This is a genomic window from Serratia sp. H402Y, assembly GCF_051172415.1.
Taxonomy (GTDB): Bacteria; Pseudomonadota; Gammaproteobacteria; order Enterobacterales; family Enterobacteriaceae; genus Serratia; species Serratia ureilytica.
Genome location: NZ_JBPIYZ010000002.1, coordinates 418,713 through 438,732 on the forward strand (window position 1 = coordinate 418,713; position 20,020 = coordinate 438,732).

General features: G+C 58.8%; 17 protein-coding genes and 2 tRNA genes. 1 reads left to right on the top strand and 18 read right to left on the bottom strand.

Annotated elements, in window-relative coordinates:
• The first annotated feature begins 87 nt into the window (after nucleotides 1–87).
• Nucleotides 88–1,101, top strand: a complete 1,014-nt coding sequence (locus ACSBQS_RS15955; RefSeq protein ID WP_047575412.1) for a luciferase-like monooxygenase — start codon at nucleotides 88–90, stop codon at nucleotides 1,099–1,101.
• A 37-nt stretch (nucleotides 1,102–1,138) separates the two neighbouring features.
• On the opposite strand, the gene yedF is transcribed toward ACSBQS_RS15955, so the two are convergent.
• The 18 genes from yedF to ftsH all read right to left on the bottom strand — a co-directional run bounded on the left by yedF (nucleotide 1,139) and on the right by ftsH (nucleotide 20,015).
• A complete protein-coding gene (yedF, locus tag ACSBQS_RS15960) occupies nucleotides 1,139–1,378 on the bottom strand; it encodes a sulfurtransferase-like selenium metabolism protein YedF (RefSeq protein ID WP_033641662.1) in 240 nt (79 codons plus the stop codon).
• Nucleotides 1,375–2,589, bottom strand: coding sequence for a selenium metabolism membrane protein YedE/FdhT (gene yedE, locus ACSBQS_RS15965; protein WP_434991138.1), 1,215 nt, complete (start codon nucleotides 2,587–2,589; stop codon nucleotides 1,375–1,377). Before yedE ends, yedF begins: the two co-directional genes overlap by 4 nt.
• 145 nt (nucleotides 2,590–2,734) lie before the next feature.
• The gene (locus tag ACSBQS_RS15970; protein WP_170852973.1) at nucleotides 2,735–4,657 is read right to left on the bottom strand and encodes a DEAD/DEAH family ATP-dependent RNA helicase; all 1,923 of its coding nucleotides are present in this window, start codon (nucleotides 4,655–4,657) and stop codon (nucleotides 2,735–2,737) included.
• Nucleotides 4,647–4,727: a protein YrbN gene (gene yrbN, locus ACSBQS_RS15975; protein WP_099032700.1), complete on the bottom strand. Its 81-nt coding sequence runs from the start codon at nucleotides 4,725–4,727 to the stop codon at nucleotides 4,647–4,649. Before yrbN ends, ACSBQS_RS15970 begins: the two co-directional genes overlap by 11 nt.
• A gap of 116 nt (nucleotides 4,728–4,843) precedes the next feature.
• Nucleotides 4,844–5,728 (bottom strand): lipoprotein NlpI, encoded by an 885-nt coding sequence (gene nlpI / locus ACSBQS_RS15980; RefSeq protein WP_004933495.1) that lies wholly within the window; start codon nucleotides 5,726–5,728, stop codon nucleotides 4,844–4,846.
• A gap of 128 nt (nucleotides 5,729–5,856) precedes the next feature.
• Entirely contained in the window at nucleotides 5,857–7,974 is a 2,118-nt protein-coding gene (pnp, locus tag ACSBQS_RS15985) for a polyribonucleotide nucleotidyltransferase (protein ID WP_016929321.1), read from the bottom strand.
• 256 nt (nucleotides 7,975–8,230) lie between these two features.
• Nucleotides 8,231–8,500, bottom strand: coding sequence for a 30S ribosomal protein S15 (gene rpsO, locus ACSBQS_RS15990; RefSeq protein ID WP_004933502.1), 270 nt, complete (start codon nucleotides 8,498–8,500; stop codon nucleotides 8,231–8,233).
• Nucleotides 8,501–8,624: 124 nt separating this feature from the next.
• Nucleotides 8,625–9,569: a tRNA pseudouridine(55) synthase TruB gene (gene truB, locus ACSBQS_RS15995; RefSeq protein ID WP_033641660.1), complete on the bottom strand. Its 945-nt coding sequence runs from the start codon at nucleotides 9,567–9,569 to the stop codon at nucleotides 8,625–8,627.
• The gene (gene rbfA / locus ACSBQS_RS16000; RefSeq protein WP_004933508.1) at nucleotides 9,569–9,979 is read right to left on the bottom strand and encodes a 30S ribosome-binding factor RbfA; all 411 of its coding nucleotides are present in this window, start codon (nucleotides 9,977–9,979) and stop codon (nucleotides 9,569–9,571) included. The genes truB and rbfA overlap by 1 nt, the downstream gene beginning before the upstream one ends.
• Before the next feature lie 70 nt (nucleotides 9,980–10,049).
• Entirely contained in the window at nucleotides 10,050–12,740 is a 2,691-nt protein-coding gene (gene infB / locus ACSBQS_RS16005) for a translation initiation factor IF-2 (protein ID WP_019453339.1), read from the bottom strand.
• Between the two features lie 23 nt (nucleotides 12,741–12,763).
• On the bottom strand, nucleotides 12,764–14,272 hold the full coding sequence (gene nusA / locus ACSBQS_RS16010; protein ID WP_004933514.1) for a transcription termination factor NusA: 1,509 nt from the start codon (nucleotides 14,270–14,272) through the stop codon (nucleotides 12,764–12,766).
• Between the two features lie 21 nt (nucleotides 14,273–14,293).
• The gene (rimP, locus tag ACSBQS_RS16015) at nucleotides 14,294–14,746 is read right to left on the bottom strand and encodes a ribosome maturation factor RimP (protein ID WP_033644179.1); all 453 of its coding nucleotides are present in this window, start codon (nucleotides 14,744–14,746) and stop codon (nucleotides 14,294–14,296) included.
• Between the two features lie 217 nt (nucleotides 14,747–14,963).
• A tRNA-Met gene (locus tag ACSBQS_RS16020) sits at nucleotides 14,964–15,040 on the bottom strand.
• Between the two features lie 60 nt (nucleotides 15,041–15,100).
• Nucleotides 15,101–15,187 (bottom strand) — tRNA-Leu (locus tag ACSBQS_RS16025).
• Nucleotides 15,188–15,257: 70 nt separating this feature from the next.
• Nucleotides 15,258–15,593 carry a preprotein translocase subunit SecG gene (gene secG / locus ACSBQS_RS16030; protein WP_004933519.1) on the bottom strand — a complete coding sequence of 112 codons (336 nt, stop codon included), beginning with the start codon at nucleotides 15,591–15,593 and terminating at the stop codon, nucleotides 15,258–15,260.
• Between the two features lie 220 nt (nucleotides 15,594–15,813).
• Nucleotides 15,814–17,151, bottom strand: coding sequence for a phosphoglucosamine mutase (gene glmM / locus ACSBQS_RS16035; RefSeq protein WP_033641659.1), 1,338 nt, complete (start codon nucleotides 17,149–17,151; stop codon nucleotides 15,814–15,816).
• Nucleotides 17,152–17,155: 4 nt separating this feature from the next.
• The gene (gene folP, locus ACSBQS_RS16040) at nucleotides 17,156–17,992 is read right to left on the bottom strand and encodes a dihydropteroate synthase (RefSeq protein WP_042783532.1); all 837 of its coding nucleotides are present in this window, start codon (nucleotides 17,990–17,992) and stop codon (nucleotides 17,156–17,158) included.
• A gap of 91 nt (nucleotides 17,993–18,083) precedes the next feature.
• Nucleotides 18,084–20,015 (bottom strand): ATP-dependent zinc metalloprotease FtsH, encoded by a 1,932-nt coding sequence (gene ftsH, locus ACSBQS_RS16045; protein ID WP_004933529.1) that lies wholly within the window; start codon nucleotides 20,013–20,015, stop codon nucleotides 18,084–18,086.
• Nucleotides 20,016–20,020 lie beyond the last annotated feature (5 nt).

The following is a 20,020-nucleotide window of genomic DNA, read 5'->3' on the forward strand; positions in this document are numbered from 1 at the left end:
CACTAAAAAGCATCTTTTTTTCGGCCTTTTAGTATGCAGACTCCTGCAATCGCCCTTTAAGCGATCCACTCTCTGATGGACGATGTCATGACTGAACACACTGCCGTACCGCTTTCGGTACTGGATTTATCGCCAATCCCGCAAGGGGCCAAGGCGCGCGACGCTTTCCACTGTTCGCTGGATCTGGCGCAGCACGCCGAACGCTGGGGTTACCAGCGTTACTGGCTGGCCGAGCACCACAACATGACCGGCATCGGCAGCGCCGCCACCTCGGTGCTGCTGGGCTATCTGGCCGCCGGCACCCAGAGCATTCGCCTCGGCTCCGGCGGCGTGATGCTGCCGAACCATGCGCCGCTGGTGATCGCCGAACAATTCGGCACGCTGGAGTCGCTCTACCCGGGGCGCATCGATTTGGGGTTGGGCCGCGCGCCCGGCACCGATCAGCGCACCATGATGGCGCTGCGCCGCCACCTGTCCAGCGACGTGGATACTTTCCCGCGCGACGTGCAGGAACTGCAAAACTACTTCTGCGACGCGCAGCCCGGGCAACCGGTGCAGGCGGTGCCGGGCCAGGGGCTGCATGTGCCGCTCTGGCTGCTCGGTTCCAGCCTCTACAGCGCACAGCTGGCGGCGCAGCTCGGCCTGCCGTTCGCCTTCGCTTCGCACTTCGCCCCGGATATGCTGTTCCAGGCGCTGCAGCTGTACCGCGAGAACTTCAAACCGTCCAAACAGCTGGCGCAGCCGCACGCCATGGTCTGCGTCAACGTGATCGCCGCCGACAGCGACCGCGATGCGCGCTTCCTGTTCAGCTCGATGCAGCAGCAGTTCATCAATCTGCGTCGCGGTTCGCCCGGCCCGCTGCCGCCGCCGGTGGATAACATTCACGCGTTGTGGACCGCCGGCGAGCAATACGGCGTCGAGCAGGCGCTGCGGATGTCGATCGTCGGCGATGAAAAAACGGTGCGCCACGGGCTGCAAACACTGCTGCGTGAAACCGATGCCGACGAGATCATGGTCAACGGCCAGATTTTCGATCATCAGGCGCGGCTGCGTTCGTTCGAGATCGTCGCCGGCGTGAAGGGCGACATCGTGAAGGGCTAAAAAGCGAAGAGGCGGTGGGATCCCCACCGCCTTGGCGTTAACGCTGGATCAGGTAGCGAATGGTCGGCCCGTCCTGCTGGATATCCAGCACCTTGTAGCCGTGGTTGCGCGCATCGAGCGGGATGTTGTTGATCGACTGCGGGCAATCGCTGATCACCTCCAGGATCTCCCCCGGCTTCAGCTGCGGCATCGCCTCCAGCGTCGCCACCGCCGGGTACGGGCAAGGCTCGCCCAGCATGTCCAGCCGGTAGTCCGGCACTATCGTTGTTGCTTTCATGGCATGCTCCTCAAATTCACCACCTGCGCCTCAGGCCGGGCGCGGAAAAAGCGTTTCTCCCACCACAGCATGGCGGCGAAGGCCAGCGCCAGCAGCAGGTAAGTCACCAGCAGGCCGCCGATCGGGCCGAAGGTATCGAGCAGGTTGATCTTGTCGTAGTCGGTTGCCAGCGCCGGCGCCAGGTCGTCCCAGTAACAGGCCAGCAGCGTAGCGCCGATGATGTTGCCCAGCCCCACCCACCAGTAGTGCACCTGCCCTTCCACGGCGCGGTACATCCAACCGGTCTCGCAGCCGCCGGCCAGCACGATGCCGAAGCCGAACAGCAAACCGCCCAGCACCGCATTCGGGCCGGCCCACATGATCTTCGGCGCCACGCCGAGCTGCACATAGCTGAAGATGCCGATGGCGCTCACCGCCATGCCGATGATGATGGCTTTCGCCATGTGGGTGCGGCCGGTGATCCACAGATCGCGGAACGCCGAAGTGAAGCAGATCTGCGCGCGCTCGATCAGCAGGCCAAAGCCGATGCCGAACAGCATGGCGATGCCGAGCTTCGGCGCATCGAACAGTGTCCACAGCGACCAGGCCACCGCCAGGCCGAAGACGGCCATGCCCAGCCGGAAGCGGCGGCGCGCCTGCTCAGGCTTCTGCGTCAGCGGCGCGGCGGCCTTCACCTTTTGCAATTTGACCGGGATGCGGAACATCGGCAGCAGCGTGAATTTGGCGCCGAAGTAAGAGCCGGCGGCGGTCGCCAGCGCGAAAAACCAGGCGTGCAACGAGAACTGAGGAATGCCGGTGAAGAAGGCCGCCAGGTTGCACCCCATCGCCAGGCGCGCGCCGAAACCGGCGATGATGCCGCCCAGCAGCGCCTGGACGATGCGAATGCGATGCTGCGGTTGACGCAGCTTGATGTTGTTGGCCCACAACGCGGCGGCGATGCAGCCGGCGAACATGCCGATGATCATGCGCCCGTCGATGCGCTCCAGCGGCGTGCCCTGCAAACCGATCACCTTGAAATAGCCCCACTGTTCAGGGTGCAGACCGAACCACTGCAGCACAAGGCCGCCCCAGCGCGTGAATTCGCCGGTCACTGCCCAGAAGGTGCCGGTCATGCCGAAGTAGTAGGTAGAGAGGATCCCGGCGGCGATCACCGCCGGCAGCGGTGCCCAAAAGCGCACCAGGTATTGAGATTTAAACTGCTGCCAACTCATGGCATCTCCCGTGCATATCATCCGTAAGAAAAAACCTTATGAATGATACGCCATTCAGGGGCGTTTGACGGCAATTTTCAGGCATAAAAAAACCAGCCCGCAGGCTGGTTTTTCAGAGCGCTCACCGCGAACGGTGAATCGGCGATTACGCGTCGCCGAAACGACGACGTGGTGCCGCCGGGGCGCCGTCATCACGGCGTGGCGCCGGCTTGCCGTCACGGTTGTAGTTACCGCCACGACGCTCACCGCCGTTACCGCCTTCACGACGTTCGCCGAAGGAACGACGTGGGCCGCCTTCGCGACGTTCGCCGTTGAACGGACGACCGTTGCCGCGACGCTCGCCGCCGTTGCCGCCGTCACGACGCTCGCGACGTTCGAACGGCTGTGCATCGCCCAGCAGCTGCATGTTCATCGGCTTGTTCAGGATGCGAGTGCGAGTGAAGTGATTCAGGATCTCGCCCGGCATGCCTTTTGGCAGCTCGATGGTGGAGTGGGAAGCGAACAGCTTGATGTTGCCGATGTAACGGCTGCTGATGTCGCCTTCGTTAGCGATAGCGCCAACGATATGACGGACTTCTACGCCATCGTCACGGCCCACTTCGATGCGGTACAGCTGCATTTCGCCAACGTCACGACGTTCGCGACGCGGACGATCGCCGTCACGGTTGTCGCGGCTGTCACGACGGTCGCCGCGGCGATCGTCACGGTCGTTGAACTCACGACGCTGACGCGGCTTGAAGACCGGATCCGGTGGCAGGATCAGCGGACGTTCGCCCTGAGCCATTTTCAGCAGCGCTGCGGCCAGGGTTTCCATATCCAGCTCTTCTTCCGGCTGCAGTTTGGTCAGCAGCGCGCGGTACAGATCCAGATCGCTGCTTTCCAGCTGCTGCTGAACTTTCGCGGCGAACTTGGCCAGACGACGCTCGCCCAGCAGTTCTGCGTTCGGCAGCTCCACTTCCGGGATGGTCAGCTTCATGGTGCGTTCGATGTTGCGCAGCAGGCGGCGTTCGCGGTTTTCCACGAACAGCAGCGCGCGGCCGGCGCGGCCCGCACGACCGGTACGGCCAATACGGTGAACGTAAGACTCGGAGTCCATCGGGATGTCATAGTTGACAACCAGGCTGATGCGCTCAACGTCCAGGCCACGGGCCGCAACGTCGGTGGCGATCAGGATATCCAGACGACCGTCTTTCAGGCGCTCCAGGGTCTGCTCACGCAGCGCCTGGTTCATGTCGCCGTTCAGCGCGGCGCTGCTGTAACCGCTGCGCTCCAGCGCTTCGGCCACTTCCAGGGTCGCGTTCTTGGTACGAACGAAGATGATCGCCGCGTCAAAGTCTTCGGCTTCCAGGAAACGCACCAGCGCTTCGTTTTTACGCATGCCGTAAACCGACCAGTAGCTCTGGCTGATGTCCGGACGGGTGGTGACGCTGGACTGGATGCGCACTTCCTGCGGCTCTTTCATGAAGCGGCGGGTAATGCGACGGATCGCTTCCGGCATGGTAGCGGAGAACAGCGCGGTCTGATGTTCAGCCGGGATCTCAGCCATGATGGTTTCTACGTCTTCGATAAAGCCCATGCGCAGCATTTCGTCGGCTTCATCCAGCACCAGACCGCTCAGGTTGGAGAGGTTCAGGGTGCCGCGCTTCAGGTGGTCCAGCAGGCGGCCTGGGGTACCCACAACGATTTGCGGGCCCTGGCGCAGAGCGCGCAGCTGCACGTCGTAACGCTGGCCGCCGTACAGGGCTACCACGTTAACGCCGTTCATGTGTTTGGAGAAATCGGTCATCGCTTCGGCAACCTGAACCGCCAGTTCGCGGGTTGGTGCCAGCACCAGGATCTGAGGTGCTTTCAGGTCTGCCTGCAGGTTGTGCAGCAGCGGCAGCGAGAACGCTGCAGTTTTACCACTACCGGTCTGTGCCATGCCCAGCACGTCGCGGCCGTTCAACAGGTGAGGAATACACTCAGCCTGGATCGGAGATGGTTTTTCATAGCCCAGATCGTTCAGGGCGGAAATGATTGGAGCAGACAGCCCCAGATCAGCAAAAGAGGTTTCAAACTCAGTCGTCATGTACACGTGCCTCATTAATAATGGCAGCCAGTCTACATAACTCGTCGAGAAAATTTTCAGTCATTTTCATTGAAAAGTGTGAACCGGCTCAAATTAGATTATAAAACGAACAAAAAAGCCCTCGCCCGTTAAGGCGATAACTTTGGTTAAAAACCAATGTTCATCAGGCTGATAGGTGTTCGTCAGCTATTGCTGGTCCGATTCCGATAGGTCGTCTTGCTCTTGGCCCAAAAGCGCCAATTCCAACAATGCATAGCGGTGCTCAACGAAGTTGTGAACGTTGTTAGACACCGTCAGTTTGAACAGCGCCGAAGCGGTGTCCTTGTCCCCCAGACTCAGGTAGTGTTTACCCAAATAGAAGTCAGTTTCACTGAGATGCTCAGCGAGCGAAGTGTTATCCGTTGCATCTGCCTTGAGGCGTTCCATCAGCGTTTTTTCGCTGATCTTGCCCAGGTAGAATTCGACAATATTCCATCCCCATTGCCCTCTGTCCGCTTTGTCATAGCGCTGCTGAAGCGCTACTTCGGCCTTCTTGGGATCGATTTCTCGCTCCACCAGATACAGCCATAACGAACGGAAGGGATCGTTTGGGTCGTCTTGATAAAACGCCTGCAGATCATCCTGCGCCAACGGGAAGCGGCCGCCATAGTACAGTGCGATGCCCCGGTTTAAACGCGCGTAATTGTAAGTTGGATCAAGCTCTAGTACAGAATCAAACGCTTCATAGGCAGCATCAAAATTGCCTGCCTGCGTTAAGTAAATGCCCAGGTAGTTGAAAACTTCCGGCATGTCGGGACGTATCGCCAGCGCCTGCGAGAAATCATTGCGCGCTAATGCACGTAACCCGAGGCTATCATACAGCACACCGCGCTCATATAAAAGCTGTGCGCGTTCGTCATCCGTCAGTGCCCGGCTGGCAAGAATTTGTTCCATGCGCGCCAGGATCACTTCCTGCTGCAACGTAGGCTGCAACGGGATTGCCAAAACTTCGTCTTTACGCCAATCATGGTTGCTGCATCCTGCCAGCATGAGTGCTGTCGCAACGTAACACCAGCGCAAGAAAGGCTTCATTTCCCACTCCCGAAGACAAACATTGGATGAACGTCCTGTCCTCCGTTTGCTAAAACGCGGGCATCCTACCCGCGCGATACGAACAGCTCCCAACCCCGTGGCGGGGAGCTGTAAAACTATCTATACAATTATTCTGCTTCAGGCGCAGGTGAACCTGCTTCCGGCGCCATCGCTTCTTTGATGCTCAGACGCACGCGGCCCTGACGGTCAACTTCCAGTACCTTAACCGGCACTTCCTGACCCATCTGCAGATAGTCGGTCACTTTCTCAACGCGCTTGTCGGCGATCTGAGAAATGTGCACCAGGCCTTCTTTACCACCGCCGATAGCGACGAATGCGCCGAAATCAACGATACGGGTCACTTTACCCTGGTAGATACGGCCCACTTCGATCTCTGCCGTGATCTCTTCGATGCGACGAATAGCGAATTTCGCTTTCTCACCGTCGGTCGCAGCGATTTTAACTGTACCATCATCTTCAATTTCGATGGTAGTGCCAGTCTCTTCGGTCAGCGCGCGGATAACGGAACCGCCCTTACCGATCACGTCTTTGATTTTATCCGGGTTGATGCGGATAGTATGAATACGCGGTGCGAATTCGGAGATATCGCCGCGCGGAGTGCTGATAGCCTGTTCCATTACGCCCAGGATGTGCAGACGCGCGCCCTTGGCCTGGTTCAGAGCCACCTGCATGATTTCGCGGGTGATGCCTTCGATTTTGATGTCCATCTGCAGCGCGGTGATACCGTCGCGGCTACCGGCCACTTTGAAGTCCATGTCGCCCAGGTGATCTTCGTCACCCAGAATGTCGGACAGAACCACATAGTTGTCGGCTTCTTTCACCAGGCCCATCGCGATACCCGCAACGGCAGCCTTGATTGGCACGCCGGCGTCCATCAGCGCCAGAGACGCGCCGCACACGGAAGCCATGGAAGAAGAACCGTTGGACTCGGTGATTTCAGACACCACGCGAACCGTGTACGGGAAATCTTCCGGTTTAGGCATCATAGCCAATACGCCGCGTTTCGCCAGGCGACCGTGACCGATTTCACGACGCTTAGGAGAACCGACCATGCCGGTTTCGCCTACGGAGTACGGAGGGAAGTTGTAGTGGAACAGGAAGCTGTCGGTCTTCTCGCCCATCAGCTCGTCCAGGTTCTGTGCGTCGCGCGCGGTGCCCAGGGTCGCGGTAACCAGCGCCTGAGTTTCGCCACGGGTGAACAGCGCGGAACCGTGGGTGCGCGGCAGTACGCCGGTGCGCACATCCAGGCCACGGATCATGTCTTTTTCACGGCCGTCGATACGCGGCTCGCCACGCAGTACGCGGCTGCGCACCACGTTCTTCTCGACGGTGCCCAGGATGTCCTGGATTTCGCCGGCGTCCAGCGTTTCGTCCTGCGCCAGCAGGGTTTCAACCACGCTGTCTTTGATCGCGTCAACCTGAGCGTAACGCTCTTGTTTTTCGGTAATGTGGTAAGCGTCGCCCAGGCGAGCTTCAGCCAGTTCAGCCACGCGCGCGTGCAGCGCTTCGTTGACCGCAGGCGCCTGCCAATCCCACTTCGGCTTGCCGGCTTCGGCAACCAGCGCGTTGATGTTTTCGATAACCACTTGCTGCTGGTCATGGCCGAACACCACGGCGCCCAGCATCTGATCTTCGCTCAGCACGTCAGCTTCGGATTCCACCATCAGCACCGCGCCGGCGGTACCGGCAACCACCAGATCCAGACGGCTTTCTTTCAGTTCGTCGGTCGTCGGGTTCAGTACGTACTGATCGTTGATGTAACCTACGCGCGCAGCGCCGATTGGGCCGTTGAACGGAATACCGGACAGGCTCAGGGCGGCAGAGGCGCCGATCATCGCAACGATGTCCGGGTTCACCTGCGGGTTAACGGAAACTACGGTCGCGATCACCTGAACTTCGTTCAGGAAGCTGTCCGGGAACAGTGGACGGATCGGACGGTCGATCAGACGGGAAGTCAGCGTCTCGCCTTCGCTCGGACGGCCTTCGCGGCGGAAGAAGCTGCCCGGGATGCGGCCGGCGGCGTAGGTACGCTCTTGGTAGTTAACGGTCAGCGGGAAGAAGCTCTGGCCCGGCTTGGCTTTTTTCTGGCCAACGACGGTAACGAATACGGCGGTGTCATCCATGCTCACCATAACGGCGGCGGTGGCCTGACGCGCCATCATACCGGTTTCGATGGTGACGGTATGCTGGCCATACTGGAATTTGCGAATGATCGGTGTCAGCAAAATTATATCCTTGATTAACGGCGCGCAATCGCATTGACGACTCGACACGCCTGTGACTCGATTTGCCTTCTCACTACATCCTCGCGACTAATGACAATCCTTATCTCAGGCGGGAGATAAAGCCTCTCATTAGCCGCGCGAACCTCTGTAACGGAAGAACCTGTTTGGAAACATCAGTAATACATTAACCTGATTTGCTTATGCTTCCTAGAAGAAAGGGGCCAAAATAGGCCCCTTTCCACTGAAACTTGCTAGATTAGCGACGCAGACCCAGACGCTCGATCAGGCTGGTGTAACGTGCTACATCTTTACGCTTCAGGTAGTCCAGCAGCTTACGACGCTGAGAAACCATACGCAGCAGACCACGACGGCTGTGGTGATCTTTTTTGTGCTCGGAGAAGTGGCCTTGCAGATGGTTGATCTGCGCAGTCAGCAGGGCAACCTGAACTTCGGTAGAACCGCTGTCGTTAGTACCACGACCGAAATCAGCTACGATTTGAGCTTTAGCTTCAACACTTAGAGACATTGTAATACTCCAGATTATAGATAATAAAAACAGGCGCCGATCTCTAATTCAGCAACCCAATGCATAAGCTGCGCCATTCTACTCTTAGCGCAGTGCGATCGCAAGGCGACGCAGTGCCCCGCCGTCAGTCGAAATGCTCGACCACCAGGCGGCGCGGCGCCACGCGACCATCCTCGGCGATGTCGCCAACGCCGATGAATTTCCGCTCTTCACCCTCGGTGATGCGCACCAGGCCAGATGCCGGCGCGCCGGCCACTTGCACCGGTTGCCCCTGCTTGACGTAACCCGCCACCACCGGCAGCAAATTCACTTCCGGATAGTTCTCAACCGGGCTGTCCATCGGCATCAGCAGCGGATCGAGCAGCTCGCCGGGCGCGATCGCTTGTTCCTGCGCCTGCGCCACCAAGGCGTTCAGCTGTTCCAGCGTCACCATGCGCGCGATGGGATAAGTCGCCACCTGCAGGCGGCGCAGATAGATCACGTGCGCGCCGCAGCCCAGCAGCTCGCCGAGATCGTCGGTGATGGTGCGGATGTAGGTGCCTTTCGAGCAGTGAATCTCCAGCTCGAGTTCATCCCCTTCCCAGCGGATAAACTGCAGCTCGTACACCGTAATGCTGCGCGCTTCGCGCGGCACTTCGATGCCCTGGCGCGCATACTCGTAGAGTTTCTTGCCCTGGTATTTCAACGCCGAATACATCGACGGCACCTGCTGGATATCGCCGCGGAAGGTGTCCAGCGCCGCGTCGAGCTGCGCCTGGGTGAAGTTCACCGGGCGCTCCTGCACGATCTGCCCGTCGGCGTCGGAGGTATCGGTACGCTGCCCCAGCTTGGCGATCACTCGATAGCGCTTGTCGGAATCGAGCAGGTATTGCGAAAACTTGGTCGCTTCGCCCAGACAGATAGGCAACATGCCGGTCGCCAACGGATCGAGCGCGCCGGTATGGCCCGCTCGGTTGGCGTTGTACAGACGTTTTACTTTTTGCAGCGCATCGTTGGACGACAACCCCTGCGGCTTGTCCAGCAACAGCACGCCGTGGATGTCACGGCCGCGGCGACGAGGGCGACTCATTAATCCTCCTTGTCATCGCCTGAGGCGGAACGGCGCTCTGCGTCGTTCTTCACCACGTTGGTCACCAGGTTGGACATGCGCATGCCTTCCACCAGGGAGTTGTCGTAAGCGAAGGTCAGCTCCGGCACCACGCGCAGGCGCATCGCTTTGCCCAGCAGGGTGCGGATATAGCCGGAAGCGTCCTGCAACGCTTTGATGCCGTTGGTGACCAGATCCGGATCATGGTTCTCGGTCAGCACGTTCAGGAAGGTGACGTAAACCTTGGCATACGCCAGGTCGCGGGACACTTCCACGCCGGAAACGGTCGCCATGCCGACGCGCGGATCTTTCACTTCACGCTGCAGAATGATCGCAATCTCTTTCTGCATCTCTTGCGCCACGCGTTGACCGCGGCTGAATTCTTTTGCCATTTTGGATTCTCCAGACAAATCGGGGGGCACAAAGGCCCCCCGTAAACAGATATAAGCAGATGTGCAATCGTTAAGCGATGGTGCGTTGGATCTCAATGATTTCGAACACTTCGATCATGTCGCCGACGCGCACGTCGTTATAGTTCTTAACGCCGATACCACATTCCATGCCGTTACGGACTTCGTTAACGTCATCTTTGAAGCGACGCAGGGATTCCAGCTCGCCTTCATAGATAACCACGTTGTCGCGCAGTACGCGGATTGGGTTGTGACGCTTGATGGTCCCTTCGGTAACCATACAGCCGGCGATAGCGCCGAACTTAGGTGATTTGAACACGTCGCGCACTTCGGCCAGGCCGATGATCTGCTGCTTGTATTCCGGCGCCAGCATACCGCTCATCGCCTGCTTCACTTCGTCGATCAGGTTATAGATCACGGAGTAGTAACGCAGATCCAGGCTTTCCGCTTCGATCACGCGGCGCGCAGAAGCGTCGGCACGCACGTTGAAGCCCAGGATGATGGCGTTGGAAGCCGCAGCCAGCGTCGCGTCGGTTTCGGTGATCCCACCTACGCCGGAGCCGACAATCTTCACCTTCACTTCGTCGGTGGAGAGTTTCAGCAGCGAGTCGCTGATCGCTTCGCAAGAACCCTGTACGTCGGATTTCAGTACGATGTTCAGCTCGGACACTTCGCCGTCGGTCATGTTGGCGAACATGTTTTCCAGCTTGGACTTCTGCTGACGCGCCAGTTTGACTTCGCGGAACTTGCCCTGACGGTACAGCGCCACTTCACGCGCTTTCTTCTCGTCACGCACCACGGTCGCTTCGTCACCCGCTGCAGGCACGCTGGACAGACCCAGGATTTCCACAGGGATAGACGGACCGGCGGAGGTCACTTCACGACCCAGCTCGTCACGCATCGCACGCACGCGGCCGTATTCGAAGCCGCACAGGACGATATCGCCCTTGTTCAGCGTACCTTCCTGAACCAGCACGGTAGCAACCGGGCCACGGCCTTTATCCAGGAAGGACTCGATCACTACGCCGCTCGCCATGCCGCTGCGAACCGCTTTCAGCTCCAGCACTTCGGCCTGCAGCAGGATGGCCTGCAGCAGCTCGTCGATACCGGTACCGGCTTTCGCGGACACGTGAACGAACTGCGCTTCGCCGCCCCACTCTTCCGGCATAACGCCGTACTGAGACAGTTCCTGCTTAACGCGGTCCGGATCGGCTTCCGGTTTGTCGATTTTGTTCACCGCAACCACCAATGGCACCTGCGCCGCTTTCGCGTGCTGGATAGCTTCGATGGTTTGTGGCATCACGCCGTCGTCGGCCGCCACCACCAGAACCACGATGTCAGTCGCCTGAGCACCGCGAGCACGCATCGAGGTAAACGCGGCGTGGCCCGGGGTGTCCAGGAAGGTGATCATGCCGTTCTCGGTTTCTACGTGGTAGGCACCGATGTGCTGGGTAATGCCGCCGGCTTCGCCCGCCGCCACTTTGGTGGAGCGGATGTAGTCCAGCAGAGAGGTTTTACCGTGGTCAACGTGGCCCATGATGGTCACGACCGGCGCGCGCGGCTCGGCCGCAGCGCCCGTATCACGGTCGCTCATCAGCGCTTCTTCCAGCTCGTTTTCACGACGCAGGATAACTTTGTGGCCCATCTCTTCGGCAACCAGCTGTGCGGTTTCCTGGTCGATAACCTGGTTGATGGTGGCCATGGCGCCCAGTTTCATCATCACTTTGATGACCTGAGAACCTTTGACCGCCATCTTGTTGGCCAGCTCGGCCACGGTGATGGTTTCACCGATCACCACGTCACGGTTAACCACCTGCGCCGGCTTGTTGAAGCCCTGCTGCAGAGCGCTAGGCTTGCGTTTGCCGCCTTTGCCGCCACGGGTAACGGCACGCGCTTCTTCGCGATCCGCTTTGGATTCGGACAGCTTGTTGCCTTTCTTCTGCTTGGTGGCTTTGCCGCCGCGGGTGCGGCTGCGGCGATCGCCTTCAACTTTGGCGTCGTTTTCGTCTTCAGCGGCACGGGCGTGCTGAGAGGTGGTCACGTGATAGTCGGCGCTTTCAACCGCAGCGCTAGCCGCGTCGGCCTGGGCCCACTTCTCGCCGTTCTCTTCGGCCATGCGACGGGCTTCTTCCGCCACGCGCTTGGCTTCCTCTTCAACCTTGCGGCGCACTTCCTCTTCCGCTTTACGTTTCAGTTCAGCGGCTTCGGCTTCACGGCGTGCTTTTTCCGCCTGAGCTGGCTTGGTCATTTCGTCGGTATGTTGATTGGTCACTTTTTCTTTTTCCGCTGAATTACGCTTAGCAATCTCCGCGGCCTCACGTTTGGCTTGCTCTTCGGCTGCGCGCTTCGCTTCCGCTTCGCGTTTTGCGAGCTCTTCCGCTTCGCGCCGTGCCTGCTCTTCCGCTTCACGCTGTGCCTGCTCTGCCGCTTCAGCCAACTGGGCTTCCTGCGTATCGCGATTTACATAAGTGCGTTTCTTGCGGACCTCAATTTGCACCGATTTACTTTTACCGCCGGTGCTCGGGATATTCAAGGTGCTGCGCGTTTTGCGCTGCAAAGTGAGTTTACCCGGCGCGCTGCCGTGTTCACGGTTCAGGTGCGCCAGTAATGTTTCTTTTTCTTGCTGGGTAACAGAGTCCGACTCGGACTTGTTGATCCCTGCATCAGCAAACTGCTGTACCAGGCGATCAACCGGAGTCTGAATCTCTGCTGCCAGCGATTTTACGGTTACATCTGTCGTCATGCTGTTCCTTCCTGCTACAGTTATTACGCGTTGTCGCCAAACCAACAGATATTGCGTGCAGCCATGATCAGCTCGCCGGCTTGCTCATCGCTAAGCCCTTCAATATCAGCCAGATCGTCAACACCCTGCTCGGCAAGATCTTCCAGCGTACAAACCCCACGCGCGGCCAGTTTAAAGGCCATGCTGCGCTCAAGACCCGGCAGGTTGAGCAAATCGTCGGCCGGTTTGTTGTCGCCCAGGCTTTCTTCTTGTGCCAGGGCCAGCGTGGTCAATGCAGCTTTGGCGCGTTCGCGCAATGCTTCAACCGTATCTTCATCCAGACCGTCGATTTCCAACAGCTCTTTGATCGGCACGTAGGCCAGCTCTTCCAGCGTGGAGAAGCCTTCTTCAACCAGTACGGTGGCGAAATCTTCGTCGATATCAAGATACTTGGTGAAGGTATCAATAGCGGCATGAGCCTCGGCCTGGTGCTTGGCCTGCAGGTCGTCCGCCGTCATCACGTTCAGTTCCCAACGATCGTCGCCGCGGTGTTGTTTCAGCAGCTGGGAAGCCAAACGCACGTTTTGGCCGTTACGGCCGATCGCCTGCGCCAGGTTGCTGGCTTCAACGGCGATATCCATGGTGCAGTTATCTTCGTCTACCACGATCGACGCGACGTCGGCCGGCGCCATGGCGTTGATGACGAATTGCGCTGGGTTATCATCCCACAGGATGATATCGATGCGTTCGCCGCCGAGCTCGCTCGACACGGCCTGAACGCGCGCACCGCGCATACCTACGCAGGCGCCGACCGGATCGATACGCTTGTCGTTGGTTTTCACTGCAATTTTCGCACGGGAGCCTGGATCGCGGGCTGCCGCTTTAATCTCGATCACTTCTTCGCCGATTTCCGGCACTTCGATGCGGAACAGCTCTTTCAGCATTTCCGGGCTGGAACGGCTGACGAACAGCTGCGCGCCGCGAGCTTCGGGACGTACGGCATACAATACGCCGCGAATGCGGTCGCCCGGACGGAAGTTTTCGCGCGGCAGCATGTCTTCACGGCCAATGACCGCTTCGGCGTTGTTGCCCAGATCCAGCGCGATGCTGTCACGGTTCACTTTCTTCACCACGCCGGTGACGATCTCACCTTCGTGTTCACGGAAAGCGTCGACCACCATCGCGCGCTCGGCCTCGCGCACTTTCTGCACGATAACCTGCTTGGCGGTTTGGGTGGTGATGCGGTCGAAGGTCACGGATTCGATCTGATCTTCGACGTATCCGCCGAGCTCGATGCTCGGATCTTCAAACTGAGCGGCTTCCAGCGTGATTTCACGCGTCGGCTGAGTCACTTCGTCTACGGCGACCCAACGGCGGAAGGTATCGAAATCGCCGGTTCTGCGGTCAATGCTGACGCGCACGTCGATTTCCTGCTCGTATTTTTTCTTGGTTGCGGTGGCTAATGCAGTTTCCAGCGCTTCGAAAATCTTCTCGCGCGGAAGGGATTTTTCATTGGAAACTGCTTCAACAACAGCCAGAATCTCTTTGTTCATCCTAGTTGCCTCTTCCAAACTTTAAAAGTGGGGTACCAGGTTCGCTTTCTGGATGTTGCTCAGCGCGAACACTTCATCTTTCCCTTCCACAGTAACCGTGATCATCTCGCCTTCGACAGACTTGATAATACCCTGCCACTTGCGACGGTTCTGTACCGCCATGCGCAGGACCAGGCTGACTTCTTCACCGAGGTAACGCGTATAGTGTTCTGCGGTGAACATCGGGCGATCAAGGCCAGGAGAGGAGACTTCCAAGTTGTAAGCGACCGTGATTGGATCTTCGACGTCCAATACAGCGCTGACCTGGTGGCTGACATCAGCGCAATCATCAACATTGATGCCGTTATCACTATCAATATAGATGCGGAGCGTCGATTGGCGCGCACGAATGAATTCGATGCCTACAAGCTCAAAGCCCAACGCTTCTACCGGTGCCGAAAGCATCTCTGTTAACTTTTGCTCTAATGTGGACAAGCCCACCCCCAAGACATAAAAAAAGGGCTAAATAGCCCAGTGATTCTGTTGCCAAATAACAAAAAACCCCGAAAAATCGGGGCTTTATGCAACTGGACCCTGTTTGCCGCTAGGCGGCCTCGGTACAACTTTCGAGCAAGTGTCATTTTCAAATGTTGATCGAGAAAAGCGGGTTTCAATCGAAAAGTGTATTTGAAAATAAACACTTAAAGGAAAGTGGTTGCGGGGGCCGGATTTGAACCGACGACCTTCGGGTTATGAGCCCGACGAGCTACCAGGCTGCTCCACCCCGCGTCCGAAAACGTGGCAAATACTACGCCGATAATCGCAAAATTGCAAGTTATCTCTGGGATTTGGTACCGAGGATGGGACTCGAACCCACAAGCCCGTTAGGGCACTACCACCTCAAGGTAGCGTGTCTACCAATTCCACCACCTCGGTACTGATTCTTACTGCTAACGGCCGTTGTTCTTTCGAGTTCACAACCACCGTTTTCAAACTTTGTTGCGGCTTACTGCGGGATATCGCTGCTCGGCTTGGCTGGTGCCGCCGGCGCGGTCGTCTGCTCAGTTTTCACTGGCTGACCCAGGTTTTCCCACTCGCTGCCTTTCTTGCTCTGGTTGCTGCTGAGGTTGCCCAGAATCAGGCTGATGACGAAGAACAGCGTCGCCAGCACAGCAGTCATGCGGGTCATAAAGTTACCGGAACCACTCGAACCGAACAATGTGCCTGATGCACCTGCTCCGAAAGAGGCTCCCATATCAGCGCCTTTACCTTGCTGCAACATAATCAGAGCAACCAGCCCGATTGAGATCAGCAGGAAAATTACCAGAAGAGCTTCGTACATAGTAGTACCCGTATCCTTGCGGCCTTACCGCATGCCAAATGCTTCACACTCATCAAGCAGGCGTTTTTATAAACTGCCTACTGAAGCGGGTGTGAATACTAACCAAAGCCGCCAACCCGCGCAAGGGCAATTTGCAGCCGCCGGCGCGTTTGCGGAAAAAAACGCCAACAATCGCCTGTTCGGGCTCAGCGATGCCAAGCCCGGCGGCTAACTGTCTGTTTTAACCTGCGGATTTCACCGCGTCGGCGATGCGATGCGCCAGCGCGGTCACCTGCTGCTCGTCTTCACCTTCCACCATCACACGGATCAGCGGCTCGGTGCCCGATTTGCGCAGCAGTACCCGGCCGCGGCCGGCCAGCTCGGCCTCCACCTGCTCGGTGACTTTGCGCACCGCATCAGACTCCAGCGGATTGTGCTCGCCGGCGAAGCGCACGTTGACCAGGATCTGCGGCAGCAGCTTCATACCGCTACACAGGTCATGCAGGCTCATGTGGTTGCGCACCATGGCGGTCAGCACCTGCAGCCCGGCCACGATACCGTCGCCGGTGGTGGTTTTGTCCAGCAGGATCACATGGCCGGAGTTTTCCGCGCCGATACGCCAGCCCAACTCCTGCAGCTTCTCCAGCACGTAGCGGTCGCCCACTTTGGCGCGAGCGAACGGAATGCCCAGCTGTTTCAGCGCCAGCTCCAGCCCCATATTGCTCATCAGGGTGCCGACCGCGCCGCCGCGCAGCTGGCCCTGACGCAGGCCTTCACGGGCGATGATGTAAAGGATCTGGTCGCCGTCCACCTTGTTGCCCAGGTGATCCACCATCATCACGCGGTCACCGTCGCCGTCGAACGCCAGGCCGACGTGCGCTTTTTCCTGCAACACGCGCTCCTGCAGCTGACGCACATCGGTAGCGCCGCATTTTTCGTTGATGTTCATCCCGTCCGGCTCAACGCCGATGGCGAGCACCGTGGCGCCCAGCTCGCGCAGCACGCTCGGCGCGATGTGGTAAGTCGCGCCGTTGGCGCAGTCAACCACGATTTTCAGCCCCTTCAGGCTCAGCTCGCTCGGGAAGGTGCCTTTGCAGAATTCGATATAGCGGCCGGCGGCATCGATGATACGGCTGGCTTTACCCAGCTCGGCGGACTCCACGCAGGTCAGCGGTTTTTCCATTTCGGCTTCGATCGCCTCTTCGACGTTGTCCGGCAATTTGGCGCCGTCGATCGAGAAGAACTTGATGCCGTTGTCATAGAACGGGTTGTGCGAAGCGGAGATGACAATGCCCGCTTCCGCGCGGAAGGTGCGCGTCAGGTAGGCCACCGCCGGCGTGGGCATCGGCCCGGTGAAGGAGGCGGACAATCCGGCGGCCGCCAGGCCGGCTTCCAGAGCGGACTCCAGCATATATCCGGAGATGCGCGTATCCTTACCGATGATGATCTTGCGGGAACCGTGACGCGCCAGCACTTTACCGGCCGCCCAGCCCAGTTTCAGCACGAAGTCCGGCGTGATGGGGCTGTCCCCGACCTTGCCTCGGATGCCGTCGGTGCCAAAATATTTGCGCTCGCTCATGTCTCTACTGTCCTTTAGCTGAAAGTGTTGCCTCGACGACACGCATCGCCTCGACGGTTTCTTTAACGTCATGCACTCTGACAATCTGCGCCCCCTGCATCGCCGCGATCACCGCGCAGGCCACGCTGCCGATAACCCGTTGATCCGGCGGCACGTTCAGCAGTTGTCCAATCATCGATTTGCGCGACATGCCGACCAACAGCGGCAAACCGAAACGATGAAATTCCGACAACCGGGCCAGAAGCTGATAGTTGTGCGCCAAATTTTTACCGAAACCGAAGCCTGGGTCGAGCAGCAATTTCTGATTTGTTATCCCCGCCTCGTTACAGCGCCGGATATGGTGCTCGAAAAACGTCTGAACGTCGGCGATCAGATCGTCGTAGTGGGGCGCCTGCTGCATGGTGCGCGGCTGCCCCTGCATGTGCATCAGGCAGACCGGCAAACCGCTTTCCGCCGCCGCCGCCAGGGCGCCCGGCTCCTGCAGCGAACGGATGTCGTTGATCAAATGTGCGCCGGCGTGCGCCGATTCGCGGATCACACCCGCTTTCGAGGTATCGACCGAGATAAAGACTTCAAAACGCTGCGCCAGCGCTTCCACCACCGGCACGACCCGCTCAAGCTCCTCCTCTTCGCTCACTTCCGCCGCCCCCGGTCTTGTCGATTCGCCGCCGATATCAATCATCGTGGCGCCGGCCGAAATCAGCGCGTGCGCATGCACCAGCGCCTGGTTCAGGGTGTTGTGGCGGCCGCCGTCGGAAAACGAATCCGGCGTCACGTTGAGGATGCCCATCACCTGAGGATGGGAGAGATTGAGCGTCATGTCGCGCACGGTTAACTGCATGGTTGGTCCACCTTACTGTTGCCTGGTTCACTGCCCGCCGGGCAAAAAAAACCCCGGCATGCCGGGGTTTGATGTTATTACACAGCCGCTGTTACTTGTCGAGCTGTTCGGACATGGTGTTGCCCGGCGTTGGGGTGCGCGGCTCATCTACCGGCGTCGGGGCTTTTGGCGTGCCGCCGTTGTCGGAGCTGTTGCCTTTGTTCGCATCGTCCCAGCCCGCCGGCGGACGCACGTCTTTGCGATTCATCAGATCATCGATCTGCGGCGCATCGATGGTTTCATACTTCATCAACGCATCCTTCATCGAGTGCAGGATGTCCATGTTTTCCATCAGCAGCGAGCGAGCACGCGTGTAGTTGCGTTCGATCAGCGACTTCACTTCCTGGTCGATGATACGCGCGGTTTCATCCGACATGTGCTTCGCCTTGGCCACGGAACGGCCCAGGAACACTTCGCCCTCTTCTTCCGCATACAGCAGCGGCCCCAGCTTCTCGGAGAAGCCCCATTGGGTCACCATGTTGCGGGCGATGGAGGTCGCCACTTTGATATCGTTCGACGCACCGGTAGAGACTTTTTCCGGCCCGTAGATGATCTCTTCCGCCAGACGACCGCCGTACAGGGTGGAGATTTGGCTCTCCAGCTTCTGACGGCTGGCGCTGATCGCATCCCCTTCCGGCAGGAAGAAGGTCACGCCGAGCGCCCGGCCACGAGGAATGATGGTGACCTTGTGCACCGGATCGTGTTCAGGAACCAGGCGGCCAATGATGGCATGGCCCGCTTCGTGATACGCGGTCGACTCTTTCTGCGCTTCAGTCATCACCATGGAGCGGCGTTCCGCACCCATCATGATCTTGTCTTTGGCTTTCTCGAACTCCACCATCGACACCACGCGCTTGTTGCCGCGGGCTGCGAACAGCGCCGCTTCGTTGACCAGGTTGGCCAGATCGGCACCGGAGAAGCCCGGCGTGCCGCGCGCAATGACGGAGGCGTCGATGTCGGCCGCCAACGGCACGCGGCGCATGTGCACCTTCAGGATCTGCTCACGGCCACGCACATCCGGCAGCCCGACCACGACCTGACGGTCGAAACGGCCCGGGCGCAGCAGCGCGGGGTCAAGCACGTCCGGACGGTTGGTCGCCGCGATGACGATGATGCCCTCGTTGCCTTCGAAACCGTCCATCTCAACCAGCATCTGGTTCAGGGTCTGCTCGCGCTCATCGTGACCGCCACCCAGGCCGGCGCCACGCTGGCGACCGACGGCGTCGATTTCATCGATGAAGATGATGCACGGCGCGGCTTTCTTCGCTTGTTCGAACATGTCGCGCACGCGGGATGCACCCACGCCGACGAACATTTCGACGAAGTCGGAACCGGAAATGGTGAAGAACGGTACCTTCGCTTCGCCGGCGATCGCTTTCGCCAACAGCGTTTTACCGGTCCCCGGCGGGCCAACCATCAGCACGCCTTTCGGGATCTTGCCGCCCAGCTTCTGGAAACGGCTCGGTTCGCGCAGGTATTCCACCAGTTCGCTCACCTCTTCTTTCGCTTCGTCACACCCGGCGACATCGGCGAAAGTGGTCTTGATCTGGTCTTCCGTCAGCATGCGGGCCTTGCTCTTGCCGAAGGACATCGCGCCCTTGCCGCCGCCGCCCTGCATTTGCCGCATAAAGAAGATCCAGACCCCGATCAGCAACAGCATCGGGAACCAAGAGATAAAGATAGAAGCCAGCAGGCTCGGCTCTTCAGGCGGCTCGCCGACAACTTTCACATTCTTCGTTAACAACGTATCCAGCAACTTAGGATCGTTGACAGGGATGTAGGTCGTGTATTTGTTACTGTCTTTCTTGGTAACGTTAATTTCACGTCCGTTGATTCGCGCTTCGCGAACCTGGTCCTGGGTCAGTTCGGACATGAAGGTAGAGTAATCCACCCTACGGCCATTCGACTCGCTGGGCCCAAAGCTCTGGAATACAGACATCAACACTACCGCGATGACTAACCAGAGAATTAGGTTTTTCGCCATGTCAC